Origin of the sequence: Saccharolobus shibatae B12, from assembly GCF_019175345.1 — an archaeon.
GTDB classification, from domain to species: domain Archaea; phylum Thermoproteota; class Thermoprotei_A; order Sulfolobales; family Sulfolobaceae; genus Saccharolobus; species Saccharolobus shibatae.
Genome location: NZ_CP077717.1, coordinates 2801421 through 2821866 on the forward strand (window position 1 = coordinate 2801421; position 20446 = coordinate 2821866).

21 protein-coding genes are annotated in these 20446 nt (G+C 33.2%); 2 read left to right on the forward strand and 19 right to left on the reverse strand.

Annotation, left to right across the window (positions count from 1 at the left end; genetic code table 11):
* Positions 1-41: 41 nt before the first annotated feature.
* The 12 genes from J5U23_RS15070 to J5U23_RS15125 form a co-directional block, all read right to left on the reverse strand.
* Complete coding sequence (locus tag J5U23_RS15070; protein ID WP_218266552.1) at positions 42-1076, reverse strand: inositol-3-phosphate synthase; 1035 nt, start codon at positions 1074-1076, stop codon at positions 42-44.
* Complete coding sequence (gene nuoN / locus J5U23_RS15075) at positions 1069-2463, reverse strand: NADH-quinone oxidoreductase subunit NuoN (RefSeq protein WP_218266553.1); 1395 nt, start codon at positions 2461-2463, stop codon at positions 1069-1071. The genes J5U23_RS15070 and nuoN overlap by 8 nt, the downstream gene beginning before the upstream one ends.
* The gene (locus J5U23_RS15080) at positions 2463-5849 is read right to left on the reverse strand and encodes a proton-conducting transporter transmembrane domain-containing protein (protein ID WP_218266554.1); all 3387 of its coding nucleotides are present in this window, start codon (positions 5847-5849) and stop codon (positions 2463-2465) included. Before J5U23_RS15080 ends, nuoN begins: the two co-directional genes overlap by 1 nt.
* 1 nt (position 5850) lies before the next feature.
* Entirely contained in the window at positions 5851-6138 is a 288-nt protein-coding gene (locus J5U23_RS15085; protein ID WP_012711748.1) for an NADH-quinone oxidoreductase subunit NuoK, read from the reverse strand.
* A 2-nt stretch (positions 6139-6140) separates the two neighbouring features.
* A complete protein-coding gene (locus tag J5U23_RS15090; protein WP_218258872.1) occupies positions 6141-6644 on the reverse strand; it encodes an NADH-quinone oxidoreductase subunit J family protein in 504 nt (167 codons plus the stop codon).
* Positions 6625-7128 (reverse strand): NADH-quinone oxidoreductase subunit NuoI, encoded by a 504-nt coding sequence (gene nuoI / locus J5U23_RS15095; RefSeq protein WP_012711750.1) that lies wholly within the window; start codon positions 7126-7128, stop codon positions 6625-6627. The genes J5U23_RS15090 and nuoI overlap by 20 nt, the downstream gene beginning before the upstream one ends.
* A complete protein-coding gene (gene nuoH, locus J5U23_RS15100; protein WP_218266555.1) occupies positions 7116-8174 on the reverse strand; it encodes an NADH-quinone oxidoreductase subunit NuoH in 1059 nt (352 codons plus the stop codon). Before nuoH ends, nuoI begins: the two co-directional genes overlap by 13 nt.
* The gene (locus tag J5U23_RS15105) at positions 8174-9406 is read right to left on the reverse strand and encodes an NADH-quinone oxidoreductase subunit D (protein WP_218258875.1); all 1233 of its coding nucleotides are present in this window, start codon (positions 9404-9406) and stop codon (positions 8174-8176) included. The genes nuoH and J5U23_RS15105 overlap by 1 nt, the downstream gene beginning before the upstream one ends.
* A complete protein-coding gene (locus J5U23_RS15110) occupies positions 9384-9878 on the reverse strand; it encodes an NADH-quinone oxidoreductase subunit C (protein WP_218258876.1) in 495 nt (164 codons plus the stop codon). Before J5U23_RS15110 ends, J5U23_RS15105 begins: the two co-directional genes overlap by 23 nt.
* Entirely contained in the window at positions 9875-10264 is a 390-nt protein-coding gene (gene ndhC, locus J5U23_RS15115; protein ID WP_218266556.1) for an NADH-quinone oxidoreductase subunit A, read from the reverse strand. The genes J5U23_RS15110 and ndhC overlap by 4 nt, the downstream gene beginning before the upstream one ends.
* Positions 10265-10343: 79 nt before the next feature.
* On the reverse strand, positions 10344-11126 hold the full coding sequence (thyX, locus tag J5U23_RS15120; RefSeq protein WP_218258878.1) for an FAD-dependent thymidylate synthase: 783 nt from the start codon (positions 11124-11126) through the stop codon (positions 10344-10346).
* Positions 11127-11252: 126 nt separating this feature from the next.
* The gene (locus tag J5U23_RS15125; RefSeq protein ID WP_218258879.1) at positions 11253-11585 is read right to left on the reverse strand and encodes a DUF2175 family protein; all 333 of its coding nucleotides are present in this window, start codon (positions 11583-11585) and stop codon (positions 11253-11255) included.
* A 40-nt stretch (positions 11586-11625) separates the two neighbouring features.
* On the opposite strand from J5U23_RS15125, the gene J5U23_RS15130 reads away from it, so the two are divergent.
* Complete coding sequence (locus J5U23_RS15130) at positions 11626-12807, forward strand: hypothetical protein (protein WP_218258880.1); 1182 nt, start codon at positions 11626-11628, stop codon at positions 12805-12807.
* On the opposite strand, the gene J5U23_RS15135 is transcribed toward J5U23_RS15130, so the two are convergent.
* From J5U23_RS15135 to J5U23_RS15145, 3 genes are read right to left on the reverse strand one after another with little or no spacing between them, the layout of a single operon-like run.
* On the reverse strand, positions 12794-13498 hold the full coding sequence (locus J5U23_RS15135; protein WP_218266557.1) for a Rossmann-like domain-containing protein: 705 nt from the start codon (positions 13496-13498) through the stop codon (positions 12794-12796). The genes J5U23_RS15130 and J5U23_RS15135 overlap by 14 nt on opposite strands.
* Before the next feature lie 12 nt (positions 13499-13510).
* Complete coding sequence (locus J5U23_RS15140) at positions 13511-14596, reverse strand: sugar phosphate nucleotidyltransferase (protein WP_218266558.1); 1086 nt, start codon at positions 14594-14596, stop codon at positions 13511-13513.
* A gap of 33 nt (positions 14597-14629) precedes the next feature.
* Positions 14630-15265 carry a superoxide dismutase gene (locus J5U23_RS15145; protein ID WP_012711760.1) on the reverse strand — a complete coding sequence of 212 codons (636 nt, stop codon included), beginning with the start codon at positions 15263-15265 and terminating at the stop codon, positions 14630-14632.
* A gap of 64 nt (positions 15266-15329) precedes the next feature.
* On the opposite strand from J5U23_RS15145, the gene J5U23_RS15150 reads away from it, so the two are divergent.
* Positions 15330-17240, forward strand: coding sequence for a hypothetical protein (locus J5U23_RS15150; RefSeq protein ID WP_218258883.1), 1911 nt, complete (start codon positions 15330-15332; stop codon positions 17238-17240).
* 4 nt (positions 17241-17244) lie between these two features.
* Here the strand turns inward: J5U23_RS15150 and J5U23_RS15155 are convergent, their stop codons facing one another.
* From J5U23_RS15155 to J5U23_RS15170, 4 genes are all read right to left on the reverse strand, one after another.
* The gene (locus J5U23_RS15155) at positions 17245-17463 is read right to left on the reverse strand and encodes a sulfurtransferase TusA family protein (RefSeq protein WP_218258884.1); all 219 of its coding nucleotides are present in this window, start codon (positions 17461-17463) and stop codon (positions 17245-17247) included.
* A gap of 64 nt (positions 17464-17527) precedes the next feature.
* Entirely contained in the window at positions 17528-18322 is a 795-nt protein-coding gene (locus J5U23_RS15160) for a thioredoxin family protein (RefSeq protein ID WP_218266559.1), read from the reverse strand.
* A 7-nt stretch (positions 18323-18329) separates the two neighbouring features.
* Positions 18330-19982 carry a helicase C-terminal domain-containing protein gene (locus tag J5U23_RS15165; RefSeq protein WP_218258885.1) on the reverse strand — a complete coding sequence of 551 codons (1653 nt, stop codon included), beginning with the start codon at positions 19980-19982 and terminating at the stop codon, positions 18330-18332.
* 1 nt (position 19983) lies between these two features.
* Positions 19984-20277 (reverse strand): hypothetical protein, encoded by a 294-nt coding sequence (locus tag J5U23_RS15170; RefSeq protein ID WP_012711765.1) that lies wholly within the window; start codon positions 20275-20277, stop codon positions 19984-19986.
* Positions 20278-20446: the final 169 nt, after the last annotated feature.

Consider the following 20446-nt stretch of genomic DNA (forward strand, 5'->3'; position numbering starts at 1 on the left):
GCTTGTTTCAGTCTTTTACCATTTAAAAAAGAGTAAAGATTCTATCCTAAAAGCTTATTCAAAAGAGAATCCAATGATTTTTTAGCATCCATAATACTCTTAGCCTTTTCTGGAGGATCCTTAAAGTAATAGTAACAAACCTCTTTTACAGCACCACCATAACCGTGTTGAGTTAGGAGTTTGGCAATTCTTATTAGATCTATTAAAGGAGCAACTGCGTTAAAAGAATCATATGTCTTCAGAGAAATATCAATTCTTACTGGGATCCCTATTCCATATAAGCCTTCAATTACCATATAACTTACTCTTCTATCTTTTAGAAATTCCACATAATCAGATGTTCCAGCTACAACCTCAGCCCCGTTGGCGTACGAAGAGATAAGAGATGACTTTATACTTTTTTTAAGATCTTTTCTCCAATCTTCTAACGTAACTAATGCTTCAGTAGATCCAGCAATGTCTATCTGATAAGACTTTAAAACCCTTACACCTCTATTTTTTAAAAATTCTATTATTCCAGCGTGTGTAATAGTCCCCCCTATTTGACTTAATAAATCATCTCCTAGGATTACAAGACCTTTCTCCTTAAATTGATCTTTAAATTCCTTTGCAGTTGGAGAAGGAGTGGAGTTTATGAGAGAAGAACCAGCCTCTAATGAAGCCTTAGCATAAAAACTGCTCGCATTTACTGCTCCAGTAGGTAATAGATTTAATACTACATCTACTTTCTCTTTCTTTAAGATATCAACTACATCAACCGGTTCCTCTTCAGATTCTTCAATAATGTTCGAAAGAACCCCAACTCTTCCATCTAGAGTAGGACCTCTTATTACAATTACATCGCTCCTAACATCCACATACTTATCAACAACATTTGGTTTGGTAAATATTGCCTCCCTAAGCTTCCTATTTACCTTCCTCTTATCGATATCAAAAGCAGCTACTACATCTATGTCATATGGCTTTATGGGAAGATCCAATATTCCATATATTTCCTTGCCGTTTTTAGCTAGTTCTATAGCTTGTACTAATGCAGAGGCCACATTACCTACTCCAATTAACGCAATCCTAACCAATCTGACTCACCAAAATCTGGAATACAATTGGAATAACTATACCTAATATTATACTTAAAATTGCCGAGACTACTGCAATGTCTCTTTCTGAGCTTTTTGTAACCTCAAACTCTCCTTCTCTAAATACTTCTCTAACTATAGGAACGTAATATCCAGCAGATATCGCACTATTGAGGACAGCAATTATGGTAAGCCAAGGATATGTAAATGAACTTTCGAATAAGAATAACTTACCCCAAAATCCAAAAAGCGGTGGTATCCCAAGTAAACTTAGTATAAGAATCACTATGGCAAAAGCTAATGGCTTATCTTGAGATGATATACCTCTAAGCCCAGAAATATCAGAAGTCCCAGATATTTTCTCTACGTGACTCACTATACCGAATAGACCTACTTGTGCTATTCCATATGCAAGAGACTGCACTAGAATACCGACAATAGCTATAGCTGGAGATATCGTGAACATCGCAAAACCTATTAAGATATACCCAACCTGAGTTATTGAACTAAATGAAAGTACTGCTGCAATATCTCTTCTTGAAAAAGCTGTTATATTTCCAACTAACATACTACCTATTGAAATAACTATGAATATAACTACCTCTACTATGTTAGGATCTGAGAGATATACTACTCTAAATAAAGGAATTATACCTACAAGCTTACCAACGCTTGAAATGAACGCTACTGATATTCTATCAGCATCTGTGTAAACATCTGGTAACCAAGCTTGAAATGGAAAAGCTCCCATCTTAAATAGAAATGCTATTGAAATGAAAGATATAGAGAAAAGGAATAGATTTGGATAAAGTACAGACGTGGTAAATAGTAGCGAACCGGTTGAAACTAAATACGAGGCAAAGCCGATTATCATGATCGAGCTTGACAACAGTCCCATAATAAGATATTTAATACCAGCATCAACTGACTTGTAGTCCTTTCTAAGCATAGCTATTGCATAACTTGCAGCAGATGATATTGCCCAAGTAGTGAGAATAATAATAATATTGTTAGCAAAGGACATATAGAATAAACCTAGTAAGGATAACAACATTAACGATAACATAGAGGAGCGTGTAGACCAGGATATTATATGATCTTTGCTCAATAAAATCGCAAGTAAACCTACGCTAAAAATGGTTATTGAAAAGAAATAGCCAGGTACATCTATAAATAAAGACTTAGAAAATAATGTATAGTTCACGATACCAGCCACCCAAGAGTAAATTAAAAACACTAGGCTAACCCCTACAAGTACTGCGGAAAGTATCAGCGATAATCTAAACCTACTTTCATTAACACCATTATCTATAAATAATACTGAGATTGAAGAAAATAAAATTAAAATTGATGGTATTAAAATTGGTAAATAATAATCCAAGTTCATTATCCAATCACCCCGAACAGAACTAAAACAATAATTAAAAGTAAAACTATACCCCATGCATATAACATAATATAGTCCCCAAGGATGTGGTCCTCTACCACGTTATAGATTCTCGAGCCAAAGTTTATCACAGATTTAGGTAGTCTCTCATTTAGCCCTATATCGATAACCCCTCTCTCAAAGTTATTGAATAAAGCATTGGCGAAACCTTTGAAGAGATACCCAAATTTGTCAAAACCTGGATTTACATACCAACCATAGTATGCAAAATCTATTAGAGGCATTATAGAACTTAAGTTTAAACGTCTAGTATACACGGCAAAGGCGATTATCCAACCTATTATAGATAATATTAAACTAATGAAATCTATATCTGAAAGTTGTATAACATTGAAGAAAGTCGCCAGATTAAAGTAAAGTACGCCTAGTATGATTGATGCCAATATTAAGAATCCAGGGCTTATAACCATCAAAGTACTCAAGTGCCCATGTTCATGAGTATCATGTTCCTCACCCTTCCATAAGAACGTTCTAGCAATATATCTTAATATATATATTGCGCCTAGGAATTCGAGAATTATATACAAGTAAAATATGGTAGATGAAGCACTACTAACTAAATTACCTATGATATTGTGGGCCCAAAATCCTATTAAAGGTGGCAAATTAGCTAGGTTTAGCGCAGCAATTAGTTGTAGAACAAACACAGAAGGAATTTCCTTGTATAATAATGGTTTCGAAGCTACATACCTACTTTCTGTATAATGTATTACGGAACCAGCGTTCATGAAGAGAGATGCCTTATAGATTCCATGTGCAAACATCTGTATAAGTCCTACTATTATTCCCAAACTTACGTTTCCAAGTAAAGCACCTAAAGAAGACGAGAATATCATTAGCGATATTTGATCTGCCGTAGAATAAGCTAAAATTACCTTTTGTTCATTCGAAGCTAGAGCGTTAACACTTGTATATAATGCCGTAAATAACGTTATTCCCACCATTATTGCGAAGAATAAATAAGTGTTTGTATTTACGGGTATAAATTGATAAGTAAGGAATGTAAGGATAGCTCCTAAATTAACCATGGTAGCTGCATGTATTAGAGCACTGACTGGCGTTGGACCAGTCATAGCGGTTAATAGCCATTGAGTGAAAGGAAATTGTGCACTCTTAGCAAGCCCCCCTAAAAAGAATATTAACAATATTAACCACCCTTCTGGACCTGAAGCTACAGAAGATAATGCAGAAAATACTGTAGATAATATATTTGACATAGGATACAAGATATAATTGTAACTTGATAGTGAAAGCAAATAACCTAATACTGCCAATAAGCCAACATCACCTACACGAGTGAAAATTAAAGCTCTGATTCCACTAGTTGTTGGTTTGGAAATGTTTTCAATTCCAAATATTCTTCTTCCAAAATCTCCAACTACATTCCTTTCATTATCATCTAACCAATAGCTAATTAGACCATAGGAGGCTAGGCTAGTTCCCTCCCATCCCGCAATAAATAGTAGAACATTATTAGCTAATACAACAGATAGCATTGATGTTACGAAGAGCCCAAAGAACCCCCAGTATCTTCTTAAAACGTTATCCTCTCTCATATATCCTATGCTATATAATGCTATAAAGAATGATAGTGAAGACACGAAAAGGGATAAAATAGATTGAAGCAAGTTCGCACTAAATTGTAAATAACCAAATGAGTATGATAATTGGGGATGCCCGAATAACGGTTGCCCTAAATTATTAACTAGCAATAACGCGGATAAGACCATTGAAATACCTATTGTTAATACCACTATTGCTCCTCTCAAATCTTGATTTAATGACTTCGGAGTTATTAGCGAAATTAATGAACCTATAACAGGTAAGAATGCTATTAGTGGTAAAATTATAGAATTTGAAAACAATAATGTAAACGTTAAAGACGGAGATATATACTGAGGAATAAAGAAGGTAATTATACTAACTACTCCAATCAATAGCATTGGGATTGAATACTCTTTTAGATTGTCAAGATTCTTATTTTCCTTTTTGCCAGCATAAACAGTCTTGAATAAGTAACCTATATACGCTGAAGAAGTACCTATTGCAATCATTATAAAGGCTACTATCACTATAAACCCTGCTAATCCTATCTTATCTAATATCGTACCTACCGAAAATATTAATAACGCTTCGCTTATCAAACCAATTGTTGGAGGTAGACCTAGTAGATTTAAAGTACCTATAAACGCCATCGTGGAATGAAGAGGGGAAGATAGATAAAGTCCACCTAATTTTTCAATATTCCTTTCATTTAGTTCAGTTATTGATGCACCAGCACTCATGAATAGGATAGCTTTTCCGAATCCATGAGAAACATAGATTAGGATACTTGCCAATATTCCTAAAGGTAATGAGATAATAGAAGTTGATAGTCCTCCTAAAAAGGCGATGGAAGCACCTAATAACATATAACCCATTTGAGAAACACTTGAATACGCTAAGAATCTCTTGAAGTCTTTTTGGGCCAACGCGTTAATTCCGCCGTAAATCATTGTTATAAGGGCCCATACTATAAATAGAGGGGCTATGAAGGACATAGTGGGGAATAGATAATAGTAAATGATAACTACGAATATTCCTAAACCCACCATATTTGGACTTAATAGTACTGAAATAGGAGTTGGAGCTTCACCATGAGCGTAAGGTAACCATATATTAAAACCAGCCTGAGCACCTTTTATAAACATTCCAATAACTGCTATTATAAATACTAAAATAGAGTAAGGTATCATGGAATAATTCGCAAAAGTATAAGCATCCGTATAAATATTCATAGAACCTGAAGTAAGACCTATTATTATAATTGAAGCCAAGAGCAGTATTGTACCAATATGCGTCCATATAAAATACATAAGGCTTATTCTACGTCTATCACCATACCCGTAAAGTGCTATTAGCAAAAATGACGAGATTAGTGAAATCTCCAAAAATATGTATAGCTCCAATAGATTAGTTGATAGTACAGTATACAGCATGGAAAGACCAAATAAAGTGTATAAAGCGTAGTAAAGACCCCAATTATATTTGTTTTCTTCCTTGAACTTATGTTCCATGTATCTTAAGGAGTATATAGTAGTTAGCAATGTAACTATTAGAATAGTTATTATAAATGGATAATTGAGATTGTTTATAACTATTCCAAAATCTTCTATATATTTTGAGACAAAAATGTATTCATAACTACCTTTTAAAAATAAAAATGGAACGTTTATAGCTATCGACAGTAGGCTTACAATAAATGAAGCTATTCTTGATCTAATAAAAAATATTGAGACTGCCAATATAAATGAAATTATCAATAATATAAAAGAGAAATAAATCATTTTATTCCACCTCCAGTTTATCTTTTTGCCTATAATACAAGAGAACAGCTGCGAACGCGACTACAACTTCTGTTAAGGCCATACCTATTGCGAAAAGGGAAAATATTACAGGCTTGTAGACCATACCTACGACACTGGAATAGGAGAAAACAAATAAAATTGACGCATTTAAGATAATTTCGGACGATAATAATACTCGGATAATATTTGATGTTGAGGATAGACCATATATGCCTATCCCTATCAAGAGACCAGATATTATGATACCTAATAAACCAAGATCCATCATTTCTAATCCCTCCTAGCTAAAGCTATTGCTTCAATTAAAGTAGTTAATAGAGCTACGATAAGTATAATCAATGGGAACCAATAGTTTTCTAAAAGATCATTAGCTAATATCTGGAAATTAATTGGTTGCAACGTTGATGGAGAAACTTTAAAATTGGATATAAAAATTGTAATTAAGAATAGAAGAGTTACTGCTCCTCCGGCCAATATCCCTAATGATCCTCTACGAATCCTAACTTCTAAATCCTTAAACATGACTAGGGAAATAGCTAGGAAAGTTACAGTCGCTCCCACGTAAAGAAGAATGTGAAACACTGAGTATATGCCATAAGTTGAAGGTGCTTCTAACGCTATTAGTGCAGCTATGCTTAAACCTAGAAATGCTAGGCTTACTGCACCATAAAATACGTTCTTAGCTCTGACAATGTATATCGAAAACGCTATAGCCATAATCCCAAAAAATGCAAACAATATATATTGTATTATTTCACTCGTCTGCAGGTACATATTTTATCCCCCTCTTCTCATCTACTACTGCTTTTACTTTTCTCACTGGCTTATTTTCTAGGGGAACCTCATCTACATCTACGTTAAATCTATCAGGGTCAAAAATTAGTTGTTTTCTAGAATTAAAAACGAGATCATGAACTTTAGTTTCTTTTAACGCATCCACTGGACATACGTCTACACAGAAACCACAGAAGACACACCTACCATAATTTATTTGAGGGAATTTCTTTCCACTTTGCGTTACCATTTTCATAGCATCTGCTGGACATATTAATGCACATAAAGTACAGCCTATACATACATCTTTGTAAAGTCTAATCATTCCTCTATAACCAGTAGGAAGACTGAGACTATCCTCTGGGTATTGCAGCGTTATTCTCTGAGGTTTTACGAAATACTTTATACCCGTAACTATCGACTGTATATGTTCTGCAAATAGACTTGCTATATTTTCTTTCTTATATTCTTTCACCTTATCCATAAATAACCCACCACCACACCTAATATTAAGGAAGCTAAGGCAAGAGGGAAGAAATACTTCCAACTCCCCCTTAGAGCCTGATCTATCCTATACCTTCCATAAACCGCTCTAAGAAAAACAGCAAAAAATACTATTATTGCGGCTTTGAAAACAGTAAATACTGCACCTGCAAATCCAGTAAATGGTAACCAACCACCTAAAAACAAGTCCACAAAAAGAATTGCATAAACTAAATTCGCTACATAAGAACCCGCCATGGTTAACACAAATAGAAAACCACTATATTCAGTGTAAGGACCTATAACTAATTCAGTTTCAGCTTCAACTATTTCAAATGGAAATCTTGAAGAACCTATTAACATTGCAACTAAGAAAACGAATGCCGCAATAGGATTAGCTATAAATCCTGGTATTCCAGAAGTCACGATCTTAACGACATCGAGTGTATGGTACTCTAATGCTAATGCAAGTGTGGAAATTATTATTAGAACGTCATAAGATACTGACAGATAAGCTTCCCTTATAGATCCTACTATAGCAAACCTATTGTTAGTATTCCATGCTAAGAATATGACAAGGATTGGGTATAGAGATTCCAATGCAATTATTCCTATCAAATTGTACTCGATAAGGTATGGAACTAAAACGCCTTGATGAATTTGGCTATCATAAAATATACTATGGTACACTGATAATATGGAACCTTGAGCTGGAATAGTGGAAATTGGAAGAAGAGACATGGGCAAAAATGCAAATATCAAAACTAGAACCGGAGATAGTGCATAAAGCGTTTGATTTACTCCATTAGGAATTATTATCTCCGAGAAGACAAATTTTATAGCGTCTGCAAATAGCTGAAGTATGCCTCCTAATCGTTTGGATGCATAGTAAGGACCATATCTAAGTTGAACTATAGCTGCTGCTTTTCTTTCAAACCATATAGTGACTAAAAGAAAAATTAGAGTGAATATTAGACCCGGGAAAATTACGGTTAAGAAAAATGAAGGATAAAAGAAATAATATTGTAAAGCGGAGAGAACACTCATTACCTATCCGCCTCCGGAGGGAAATAATCTAAACTACCGTAAATCGAAACTAAATCAGCATATCGGGAACCTTTACATAACTCCTTAAAAACATATATTAACCTATAAGAGGGAGTTATCATTCTCAATCTATAGGGCTTAGGAGAACCGTCACTTACTACATAGTATGCTAGTTCTCCTCTTCCAGCCTCAACTCTAGATATAGCTTCACCCTTAGGTGGTCTAAATGAAGCGTAATAGCCTGGCAATACAATACGTCTATATGTTTCCCAATACTTCTTAAGTCTAGTAGGAGGTATCTGTTTAAAGAACCTATCTGATAAAATATTACCCTCTGGTATATTCTTTATTATCTGCTCTAATATTCTCATACTTTGTTCGATTTCTTCTAATCTTACTAAACCTCTTGCTAGACCATCTCCCTCTTTATATACGGGAATCTCAAAGTCTAACTTATCATAAGCTCCATACGGTTCTATCTTTCGAACGTCATAGTATACTCCAGATGCTCTTAAATTAGGCCCAACAGCACCCCACTTGATAGCGTTTTCTTTACTCATTACTCCAACATTTTCGAGCCTTGCTCTAATTGATGGATTGTAAAAGAAGATTTTTTTCCAATCTTCCAGCCTTCTGCGCTGATATGAAATGGCCTTTAAGGTCATATCTTTTATTTCTTGCGATATATCTCTTCTAACTCCACCCGGTATTACATACGAATTAGTAACTCTTGCTCCCGTTAATGCTTCCAATATGGTAACCCACACTTCTCTATCTCCAAAACCCCACATAAACCCAGTAGAATGACCTAAGAATATCGACAAAATACCTAATCCATAGAGGTGGCTAGCTATCCTATTTACCTCTGCTGCAAAACTTCTCAAGTACTGTGCCCTTTCTGGGACGTCAACTCCTAAAATCTTTTCTACCGCAATAATATAGCCTAAATTCATATGTATAGAATCTAAAATTGCTGGTCTCTCTACTAAAGGTATAAGATGCATGTAATTTCTATTTTCTGAAAGTTTTTCCACCGTCCTATGAACATAGCCTACGTCTAAGTCTACATCCTCTATGATATCTCCATTTAATTTTACAAATATCCTCATATGACCAGAACCGGGATGTTGTGGACCTACATTAAGCTCCCCTTGAATTGGTATAAACTCCACAGACATCCCAGTAGCTGCTAGTAGTTGCTCTTGTACTTCATTCTGTGGTTGGCTTGTCAACGAAAATCCCCTCCAACTTAATCTTAAATGATTTTCTTAATGGATATACTCCTTCAAAATCCTCATCCAAGAAAAATCTCCTAAGGTCTGGATGACCCTCAAACCTAATTCCCAACATCTCATAGGTTTCCCTTTCTCCAGTCCAGGCACTTTCAAATATTGAATATAATGAAGGCAAAGAAGGATCTTTATACGTTACTGTTGTTCTTAAGGCTAATATTATTTTGGCCAGATCCAAATTTGAGTATGAAGATATGTGATAAACCACCTCTAGTTTCTCTTGCTCAGGATAATCTATGCCAGTTACTGCTTTAACGTGATCGAACCCAAAATTTTTTAAGTGGTTTGCTACATCTTTCATAATTTTCTTATCAGGCACAATCACAGTTATTCGTCTATCATTTTCAATTTTAACTTGACATTTAAACTTAGTCTGTAAATCATTTATAAGACTTTTTAACTCTTCGCTCATCTTCTCATCTCCCACTGATATAATAAATTAATTTGTTTAATGGCGTAATATAGAACAGGATACATCAAAACAATAAACACCACAATTATCAATAGCAAATCCCTGAAAGCTACTACTGTCGTGTAATAGTCAGAGAATGAAATCGGAAGTAATAATACAATTATTGGCTCTAAAGTAACATAAAGTAATAAATAACCATAATATTGTAAGGGGAACCAAAGTCTTCCTAAACCTGTTGGAATATTTCCTGCCTCAAATCGACTAACCTTTAAGGGGTTAGGCTTCGATGGAAGTACTAGCAGCAAGAACTTGTAAAGACCGTATCCAGCAGCCAGAAAAGCTACAATGGGAATCCCAAATCCTAAAATGGCCTGTGTAAATGACATCGCATGTGTATATAAAAGATGATCATTTAAATACTCTTCGTTAAAAAGTTACAGTTAAAAGTTGAATACTAAAGGAAAGTTATTTAATATTATCTAATACTGAACGCGAATTTATAACGCATTTTTTAATCCCATCTCTCAACACTCCCTCAATACACCTTTGAGATATGAACTCTAATTTGTAATCTTTAAATATATCTTCTAAAGTTATAGATTCGTTTTCATTTCTTATGAAGTTTTCATGTATAATACAATTTGGCCCAGCATATTTAAACAAGTGTGGATGGACTTTCTTAACTTCCTCAAGCATCATCCATGCTATGGCACGGATTTCCCACTGAGCTCTACTACAAAGCCTTAACGCGAAGAAGTTATATAATTCCCTAGCGTTCATTGTCACTACAATATTAGTGTTTACTCCATTTGGTAGCACATATCTAGCATCTTCTTCTGGTACACCAGATTGTAAAAGATTGAAGTAGTTGTCATAAGCTTCCTTATACGCTTTCTCTATGAACTCTCTGTCCCTTTTCTTAGCTGATGGCGGAACTATCGGCTTATAATAGTCATCAACTGGTTTAGCGAAACGGTGGGACATTTGTGTATATGAGGCTATCCTATGTCTCACTAATTGATGGGATGCAACTCTCGAAATGCCCTCTATCGAAAACGTATATACAGAATGCTCAAGAACACTCCAGTATCCATGGAGAATTGCGTCCTTAATCCATATCTCGACCTCGTCATTACTCATCTCCTTCTCATGATAATCCCAACCCTTCCTACTCCTACTCATCTTAGCTGCAATAGCAATGACTTTCTCCCCATCATTCGTATATGAGACTAACTTAACACAGATCATATCAAATACTACTATCTCTCATTACATTTTTAAGAAATATGGTTCATGGCTCTATTGAAGGCTTATTTGATTCAAAATATTCATGTAACTTTAATAAAAATACTTTCGTATCACTATCATTGTAATTTATTGAGAAAGATCGCTAAACTTCTCAATTAATCTGGTTAAAATCCCGGCGTTTTTCTCTGCATCCTTTTCAATTTGATCTAGCGTCTTTTTTGCCTCCTCATTTTGTAGTGATGACAACTTTTGCTTATAAGAAACTATTGATTTTAATTCTTCTTCTAGAGAGTCTAAAAGCAAAGTTAATTCTTTACTATCAATCTTAGCATTCTTGATTGCTTTCTCTCTCAAACATGTATAATGAGCAACGCCATTTTTTAAATAAGTGAATAACTCATCCCAATATATTGTATTATTACATAACACACACTTCCATTTTGTAGCAGGACGACTCATAGATAGTAGAAGTTTTATATGTAAATAAGCCTTACGGTTAATGATGATACTAAATTCACGCATACTTGATGACGCTAAATTCTTCGACAAGCCCATATTACTATTTTTTACCGACGAAAACTGCAAGGACTGTGACATTATTTATTCAAAACTACAAGAGTTAACAATTTTTTCAAAATACATAGGCAAAAAGGTAGATGCACTAGAGTACATTCCGTATACTATCAGACTAACACGAGGAATAGTACCAACAATTACTATTCTTACTCCTACTCTAGATTTAATCGCGGTAATAGAATCTAAAGATCTTAAATTTATTGAGATAAAACTGAGAGAGATAGTAGATCAATATAAAAGAAAAGCAATAAAGGGTATAAAACTAGAAGAATATACCCCCGAGCCTTTAGAACCCACTCCTAGTATAATATATGAGACAGTAAATAGAGTAATTGAAGGTTATGAAGCGGATAGTAGAATGATAGAAGTTTATTTTACATACACTAACGTATATAAGGAATATCTTAAAATAAAAGACAAAATAAAATACTCTGACGATTTAGCTAGATGTCTTTTAGAAGGAAAACGAGAAATAAAAATCGATGAGAAATTTTCTGCAAACATTGCAATGTTAGTAAATTACGGCATAAGTAGTGTACAAAGATTAATAGATTTTATAGATGCTGGGAGTGGTGAAGTATATAGAAGTAAGAGAAAAGAAAGTAAGGGAATTTTACTTGATGAAGCTTTAACAGGTAACGCATTAGTTAGTGAATACGAAAGAACCCTAAATGAAGACTATCTTAATCTTTCTATAAAAATTGCAGAATATATAAAGAATAATTTACAACACGAAAAAGGTTTTAGAGACATAAAGGAAGTTGATGATATAACCAAAATACCTTATTTAGAGCCAATTTCAAACTCTGAAGCTTCCATATTCTTTTCACGATTATGGAATATAACTGGTGATGAAACATACAAAAATTTAGCTCTCAAGGGATTAAGCAGTGCGTTAGGAGGTTCTCTAGATAATCCTAAGGTTATTGCAAGAGCGGCAATAGCTTATCTCAAACTTTTCGATAGTATAAAAGCTAATCGTTACCTTGATATTATAGATGCGAGAATTACTATAGTGAAGAATAATGGTTGCCAAGATTCTATGCTATATTATAATGGGAAATGCTATTCAAAAATTGATGAAATACAGCCTACAACTTTTTAAAATATCTTGTCATATATTTACTCAATAACCTACTACTACCTCCTTCACATATCGTTCGAAATACTCGGTATTTCTCTATTGGAAATAATTTGCCAAGGGCTTCAAATCCATGATTTTTAAGCGAAATTGGTGCATCTACCGAAGAAATGCCAGTTAGAATTAGGTGATTAGCTGAGATCTGACTAAGAATCCTATCTATTGTATTATTGACTAGAGAAGATGCAAAAATGAGTGCAGTGGAGCATACTTCATGAGATAATGAAGAGAAAGGTCTTATTTCAGTACTACCTACCCTCTTATTTTCCATAGATATAAAATCGTAAACAATCACGCTATCGAAATTACTATATGATAATTGTGGTGAAAAACCAAATACGCAAAGCTTTCCTCCAGAGTATAAATTAATAGGATCACCTTGCGTAAAATCATTTATATCTCCTAAAGCATTTAGAATTGCTAGAGATAAAGATCTTTGTAAATTCGAATCCAGATTATTTATTATAACATCATATGCATTTTTCCCTATTATCTCACCAGCACCTTCTATCTCACCATCTGTTATAGTATGCGAAATTCCTATGGATTGATCATCTAACATTACTGATGTATAAGTAGGGCTAACACATACGTTTATAATCTTCCTTTGCTTTAACTGATATGATAATTCCTCAATAACTTCTCTAAGGATCATAATTATCACTCTTTACAATATTATTTTACCTTTATCATATACATGTTCCTTTACTTCCTTATTAGGTAAGATTATCGTGCGCCGATTTATAAGCACTCCATCACTAGTAATTACCTCTTCGCCTAAAATAGACCCATCTAGTATATGATTCCATCTTCCTATCTTAGTTTTGTCAGCTATTATAGACCCAGATATATATGTATACTCTTTAACCTTCACCTTATTCATTAAGATACTCTCAGATATGTAAGTTCCTTTTCCTACTTCCACATCGTTGCCCAAAATAGTATTGGACGCAATGTAAACGTCATCTTCAATGACATTTTTTGAACCAATATAATAAGGAGGAATGAGTGTAGATTTCTCACTAACCTTAGCTGATGAATTAATATAGCCCTTAGGGTATTTTTGTACTAGTACCTCAAAATTAAGCCTAAGATAGTCGTCAGGGATTCCTATATCTGCCCATATCCCATGATATTTATATACCGCAATGCATTTGGTTCTAAGCAGCTTAGGTAAGAAATCTTTACTAATAGAAGACGGAGTATCCACTAACTTGAATAGATCCTTTTTAAAAATATATACTCCCCCATTAATTAAATTACTTATGGGTTTTTTAGGTTTTTCTATTAATTCCACTAATATGTCATTTTCGGTATAAAGTACGCCATATCTTCTAGGATCTTGCACCTCCGTACCTACTATTACAGCATCACAACTCTTTTTATAATAAAAATCAAGAAGTGATTTCACATTTATCTCACTATAAATATCTCCATATATAACTAGAACATCCTCATCTAAATTATGCTTCTCAGAAATCAGTTTTAAAGGGCCCGCATCACCTAAAGGCTCATCTTCAACTTCAATCTTAACCTTATCTATCATATTAATATCCTTTAAGTAGTCAATTATCTTATCAGCCATTACTCTTAATGATAAATATATATCAACAACACCAGAATTCATAAGACTTTCTAGAATATAACCTAGAATAGGTTTATTTAAAATAGGGAAAAGAGCTTTCGGCTTAGTCAAACTTAAGGGCCTAAGTCTAGTAGCATAACCTCCTGCTAGTACAATTGCAGATACCATACTAAGAAAAATGCGATGATGGATAAAAAACTATTACTTCGTTAAATATTTCTGTAACTTCTTTTCAGCTGCGTCCCAATTTACTACATTCCACCACGCATTAACGTAATCAGCTCTCTTGTTCTTGTACTGAAGATAGTACGCGTGCTCGAATTCATCTAATATTAATATTATAGGTATTTCTGCTATATGATTCATGAAGTGATTTTCGAACGTCATAATTTGTAAATTGCTTGACTCAGTATCATAATAGAGAACAGCCCAACCAGTTCCTGGTAGTGAATTAGCAGTTTCAGTAAATACTTGCTTAAACCTATCAAAACTACCATATTGTTTATTTATTAAGTCTGCTAGTGCACCACCAGGTTTTCCACCACCTTTCCCATTTGGTGCCATATTTTCCCAATATAAGGCATGCAATTTGTGCCCGTTAATGTTAAACGTAAGGCCACGCACGATGCCTTGAATATCGTACTGCCCAGCTTGCAAATCTCCTTTTACTACTTTTTCTAGTCTTTCTAGGAGTGAGTTTGCTCCATTTACATAGCCTTTATGATGCCCATTATAATGTACATCAATTATATCCTTGCTTATATATGGTTCTAATGCATCTACCTTATAGGGTAATGGAGGCAACTCGTACTTTTTAAACTGAATTTGGAGAGTCATAGGTATAGATATGAAGAACCGTTTATATCTTTAACTTACTAAAGCTAGTAAACCATATATATCTTTGAGAGATAATATTATCTTAAGCATGTTTATAAAGAACCCGGAGCCAAATAGTGAAACTATATATGATTACATAAATAGAGTAATAGTGGCAGTAATTAACGCAATTCTATCATACAAAATCTTTATTTCGTTTTTGCCTATCGATTATATATATTTTGCCATAGCAATTATCTCAGTAATTTCGTTTTTCTTTCATAAACCTCTTTCTATAATACTTTTATCAATATATATTATAGACAGTGCTGCGATTTATAAAGTACTATATAATGTCGCACTATATCCTCTGATTCAAAGCTACTCAATTAAATATCTAATAGAAATACTGCTGGTGTTAATTTTTATATTTATAATCCCTCTATTTTCCATTTTAAGATATAGTTCTGTAGGAGGTATAATAGCATCTAGTTCAATACTTTTATCAATCTACAATCCCTTCTTTTTATTGTTTTTGCCTTTTGGAATTGCTGAAAAGAATAGTAAAATTATAGTAAATATTCTATCTGCATTACCTTTACTAATAATACCTATTACTCTACATTATACCTCAATATTGTATAGTTATTTACTCTGGGTATCTATTATATTAGTTCTGATAACTGGTATATTATTTGGTATGAGACAGTTATTTAGCTTAATTGGAATTTTCCCATCTTCTATCTTTCTTTATCTAAATGATCAGAATTTTGAAGTAATAATCTTAATTGCAGTATTAACTTTGATTTTAAATATAATTCCTTCTATAGTATCGCTGATTAAAGCCAATTTCTACATTAAAAAAGAAATAGTTGAGACGAGAAATAGAATCAATGAAAATATGGATGAAATTAAAGGAATATTAGAAAAAATAAAATTAATTGCAAAGGATATTAATGATATAGAGCTAACTCCTTTGACTCAGAAGTATAATAAGTTCTTTGCTGATATTTCAAATAACTTGGAAAATATATCTGATATAAAGACGTTGCAAAATATTGAACTAGAATTAAATGCCAAAAGATTAGAGCTAGAGAGAAGTATTAATGATTATATTTTTGATAAAATCTCACGATATAATAAACTTGTAGATGAAATTAAAAATTATGGTATTGTATTGGATAAAATAGAAGAGTTATCTGAGCCTATAAAAATTAATGATGAGGGAGTTATTAGGATAAATAAAATAATAATGAGAATTAAAGAAAATCTATACTCATTGTATAAATATATTGAAAATATAAGTAGTTCATTAGTACTGTTGTTAGACAAGGATTACAACAACGAAATAGTTGATGTAAGACTTGATATAATAGAAATGTCAATTAAGTATCTAAAGATACTACTTAGTAAAGAAAATTTAGAAAGTTGCAAGACATGTACAGAACTGATGCTAAGGTTTTTACAATTATCTAATTCCCTCAATTTAAATATGAATAAGGAATTATTGAAGAACATAATAAAGCTCAATGATGAAAAACCAGCTAACTTCATAGTAAAAAGTAGGGAAATTTTAGAGCAAGGTTTAAAGACAGCTTCTAGTATATTAGCTAAAGTTAAAGAGGATTACGAACACATCAAGAACGAGATACCTTCATTAAGTAGATATAAAGAGTTCGAGCTTATTAACTTGCTTGAAAAAGAAATAAATGACTCCACTAAGCCGATATGTAAGAGAATAGAGACGTTATCTTCTTCGCTTCAAGTAATTCAAGATTTGTCCACTATAATAACTCATAAGAATGAAATTACTGATGTTATTAATTTGATTAATGATAACTATGATCTCATTTTGCAAAAAGTGATAGAGGAAGGATGCATAAAACTTAGTGAGTTGGGAATAGCCTTAAATTATGGTAAGTTCATAGATCTTGTACTACAAGAAAAGGGTACCAACTTAAGAGTTGTTAATGATTCAATCTGTTACATGAGATAGTTTCCTATCTTAGTCTTTTTATAGTAATCTCAGCATGGTCGTCAACTAGATCCGCTTTAAAAAGGTACCTAGGAGCATTTCTTAGAAGTTGATGAGTACATAGAACTCTATCTTTATCTGTTAGTACTAATATGCTATCACCTACTTTCATAGCTACCAAATATTTTGAAATTTCTAGAATAAATTCTTCGCATGGTTTTCCCCTAAGATCTAATTTCTCCATAAAAGGAGTTATTTTAACAGAGATTAAAAAGTTTAAAACGTTTTTAGCTTTAATGGTTAGGTTTTTAAATTTGTAAATACCTTACTTGTTCCCTATTTTTAGCCTTCAGTTCCGTTTGCTCTTTTTGAACCTTATTAAATATGTCATCGTAGTTCCCTAACATGAAGTTATATGCCTCTAGTACCCTTCTCATTAAAGTGGAATCAGAAAGTGGATAAATCCTTAGACCAACTCTTCCTACTGTACCGCCTCTTACCATTAGCCAATGGGCGAAAACTTCTACTGGATATTTCTGCATGACTACTTCTTTACTTATTTTTGTCTCATATAACCAAAATATCTCCCTAATGAAATTAGACGATATATTTCTTAGCATTCTGGGTTTCCATTCCTCTAGATGCTTCTCTCCTTCTTTTATCATTATGTTTCTTAAATAATTATAATATTCTTCTCTTTCCTTCTCATCTAAAAGGGATAATCCAGTTACTGCCATCACGAAATCCTTTTGCGCTAGGAACGAATCAAAGTCTCTATTAATATACAACCAAGCTGTAGCAGCGAAAGAGTCAACTATACCAAGCATTAATTTTTCAACTAACTTATCCTTATCTATTTGCCTAGTTACTTTTTCTCCACTTAAAATCCTTTCGAACTCCTCAAAATCTACAATACCCGCATACACTAATTTCCCATCTATAAAAATGGACGGTGTTGAAATGACGCCCCTTTCAAAAGCTAAAAATGGATATAATTCAGTATCAATAATTTTTACTTTCCCCAATAGTCCCTTATTCTCTAAATATTCAAGAAGCATATTACATTCTACACAGTTTTTGTGAGTAAAAATCTGTACTTCCATTTCTATTTCACAGTTTAATTTTCCTTGCATTCAAGCAATTAAGTTCTTTCTTCCACCATAGACTGTCATATCTTTTATCGAGAAGCCATACTGTTGCGCTATCCATTGGACCTCTGATGGCCCTACCTATGGATTGTTTTACCGCAATTAATGCTTGTATGCCGATTAGTTCGCTACTAATATCTTTTTTCAGTCTTTTTGATATCTCCTCAATACGTATCTTTAAGTAATCATCTATTGGAGGATAAGGGATACCTACCATTGCCACATCTGATATCAAACTACTTCCGTTTTCAACTATTTCAATTCCTTCAGCTAACTTACCCCTTGCTATACCCATTATAATTGTTTTTTCTTTTTTCAGATTACTCATTATCTCTTCGATATTGGTTTCTGCATCCTCTGCCAAATATCTTACATTTAGAAATTTAGATACAATTCGCATAAACTCGTAGCTAGGAAATATAGCTAGAACATGCTTTCTGGAATTATAGAAAATTTTTAATAAATATGATGCGTATTTACGTGCCATCTGCTCTGACCTTAAACTATAAGTAGTTGTAACATCTATAGATATAAGACACTCATATGTCCCAGTTAATCTCTTTTTCATGACCTTTTCAGCGTCAACATATAATATTTTTCTAGTAATTCCTATAATATTTCTAAGATAATCCAAGGGTTGCATAGTACCTGACATTAACATATAGGTAATTTTTTCATCGTTTAGTATATCAGTAAAATAGGAGGGTATTATATATTTTGCAACCAAGGAATTTGAATATGAAAAAACTCTAACTCTTTCATCATTAACTAAATCAAAAAACCTCAAAATTGAACCAAGATAATTCCTACTTACTGTCTTATTTTTTATCATATTCTTTCTAACTTCTTCATATTCCTCAGCTAGACTCTCAATTTCCTCATTAGGAGGAATGATGCTGGCTAATTTGTCCTTTTCAATAAGTATATATTTATCCTCTGAATAGATTATTTGTTCTATGTTTTCCTTGAGCCTTTCCAATATTAATCTCACATTCTGTGATTTAGTTTGAGAAATTGCCATCTCTATGATTCTTTTGTTTAACTTTTTCTCCTCTATATTAGAAACATTCTCTATATTATGAGCCTCATCTATCACGACAACATAGTCCTCCCAATTAATATCTAAGGATTCTCTAAGCCAAGGTATAAACAGATAAGGATAAGTGAGTAGTACCACATCAGCGCTTTTTATACTCTCCAATAGCGAGTAGTATGGGCAAAACCCTAATTTTTTACCCTCCTCCTTTAGTCTATTCAGACTTGCCTTTGGCGGATCAGTTATAGTAATTGTGGACGCGTTAAAAATTTCACATCCACTACAATATATATCTTGGGGATCAACGTCGGAAGAACTAAAAACACACGCAGAAGATTTACCGACTAAAAATCCATATTTTTTATCTTTAAAATACAGTGATAGTTCTCTATAGACTGGGAAAAACTCATTATGGGTTCTGACAATAAATGCCACTTTCGGCTTAACCTTGAAAGAAGCGTAGAGTGCAAATAGAGTCTTACCGCTACCAGTAGGTGCTTGTAATGAGACTAAAAAATTATTTCTTAATGCTTCAACAATTTTTTCAGCTATTTTGCTTTGCCACTCTCTAAGTTCCACATTAGATTAATTGTGGAGTGTTTACTATAACTTCTTCTAGCATAATGTACTTTACAAAAGACTTATCCAGTAAGGATACAATGGCCTTTGCTTTTCCTCTAACTTTTACAACGTTCATTATATTAAATACTCTTTCTATCTTTAATGACTCTTTTTGAATCTCATTTATCACATCACTTGATGGTGGTAAAGAGGTTATGATTATGGCTCTAATTTCGGTAGCAGGTGAATTTTGAACTATCTCAAAGATTCTGTAATCAAGTTTTGCTTTAAGATCTTCACTTATTTCTAACATCTTTGATTTCCTCTACTCTACTTAATTTGCTTCCAATCTTATAAATTGTTTGTTCATAATCTTTTAAGCAGTTTTTATTATTCTACGACTATTATGTTTAAATCTTACAATTTGATTAACAAGATTAAGTAACCGCTAAGGAAAAATTTTTAGTATTAGTTACTAAAAA

Coding starts and splice junctions, on each gene's coding strand:
- J5U23_RS15085 (WP_012711748.1), bottom strand. CDS start 6,138: ATGATGGATCTTGGTTTATTAGGTATCATAATATCTGGTCTCTTGATA.
- J5U23_RS15160 (WP_218266559.1), bottom strand. CDS start 18,322: ATGGAAGTACAGATTTTTACTCACAAAAACTGTGTAGAATGTAATATG.
- J5U23_RS15155 (WP_218258884.1), bottom strand. CDS start 17,463: ATGGAGAAATTAGATCTTAGGGGAAAACCATGCGAAGAATTTATTCTA.
- nuoI (WP_012711750.1), bottom strand. CDS start 7,128: ATGGATAAGGTGAAAGAATATAAGAAAGAAAATATAGCAAGTCTATTT.
- ndhC (WP_218266556.1), bottom strand. CDS start 10,264: ATGTCATTTACACAGGCCATTTTAGGATTTGGGATTCCCATTGTAGCT.
- J5U23_RS15090 (WP_218258872.1), bottom strand. CDS start 6,644: ATGTACCTGCAGACGAGTGAAATAATACAATATATATTGTTTGCATTT.
- J5U23_RS15170 (WP_012711765.1), bottom strand. CDS start 20,277: ATGTTAGAAATAAGTGAAGATCTTAAAGCAAAACTTGATTACAGAATC.
- thyX (WP_218258878.1), bottom strand. CDS start 11,126: ATGATCTGTGTTAAGTTAGTCTCATATACGAATGATGGGGAGAAAGTC.
- J5U23_RS15110 (WP_218258876.1), bottom strand. CDS start 9,878: ATGAGCGAAGAGTTAAAAAGTCTTATAAATGATTTACAGACTAAGTTT.
- J5U23_RS15135 (WP_218266557.1), bottom strand. CDS start 13,498: ATGATCCTTAGAGAAGTTATTGAGGAATTATCATATCAGTTAAAGCAA.
- J5U23_RS15140 (WP_218266558.1), bottom strand. CDS start 14,596: ATGGTATCTGCAATTGTACTAGCAGGAGGTTATGCTACTAGACTTAGG.
- nuoN (WP_218266553.1), bottom strand. CDS start 2,463: ATGAACTTGGATTATTATTTACCAATTTTAATACCATCAATTTTAATT.
- J5U23_RS15145 (WP_012711760.1), bottom strand. CDS start 15,265: ATGACTCTCCAAATTCAGTTTAAAAAGTACGAGTTGCCTCCATTACCC.
- nuoH (WP_218266555.1), bottom strand. CDS start 8,174: ATGAGTGTTCTCTCCGCTTTACAATATTATTTCTTTTATCCTTCATTT.
- J5U23_RS15125 (WP_218258879.1), bottom strand. CDS start 11,585: ATGAGTCGTCCTGCTACAAAATGGAAGTGTGTGTTATGTAATAATACA.
- J5U23_RS15080 (WP_218266554.1), bottom strand. CDS start 5,849: ATGATTTATTTCTCTTTTATATTATTGATAATTTCATTTATATTGGCA.
- J5U23_RS15130 (WP_218258880.1), top strand. CDS start 11,626: ATGATGATACTAAATTCACGCATACTTGATGACGCTAAATTCTTCGAC.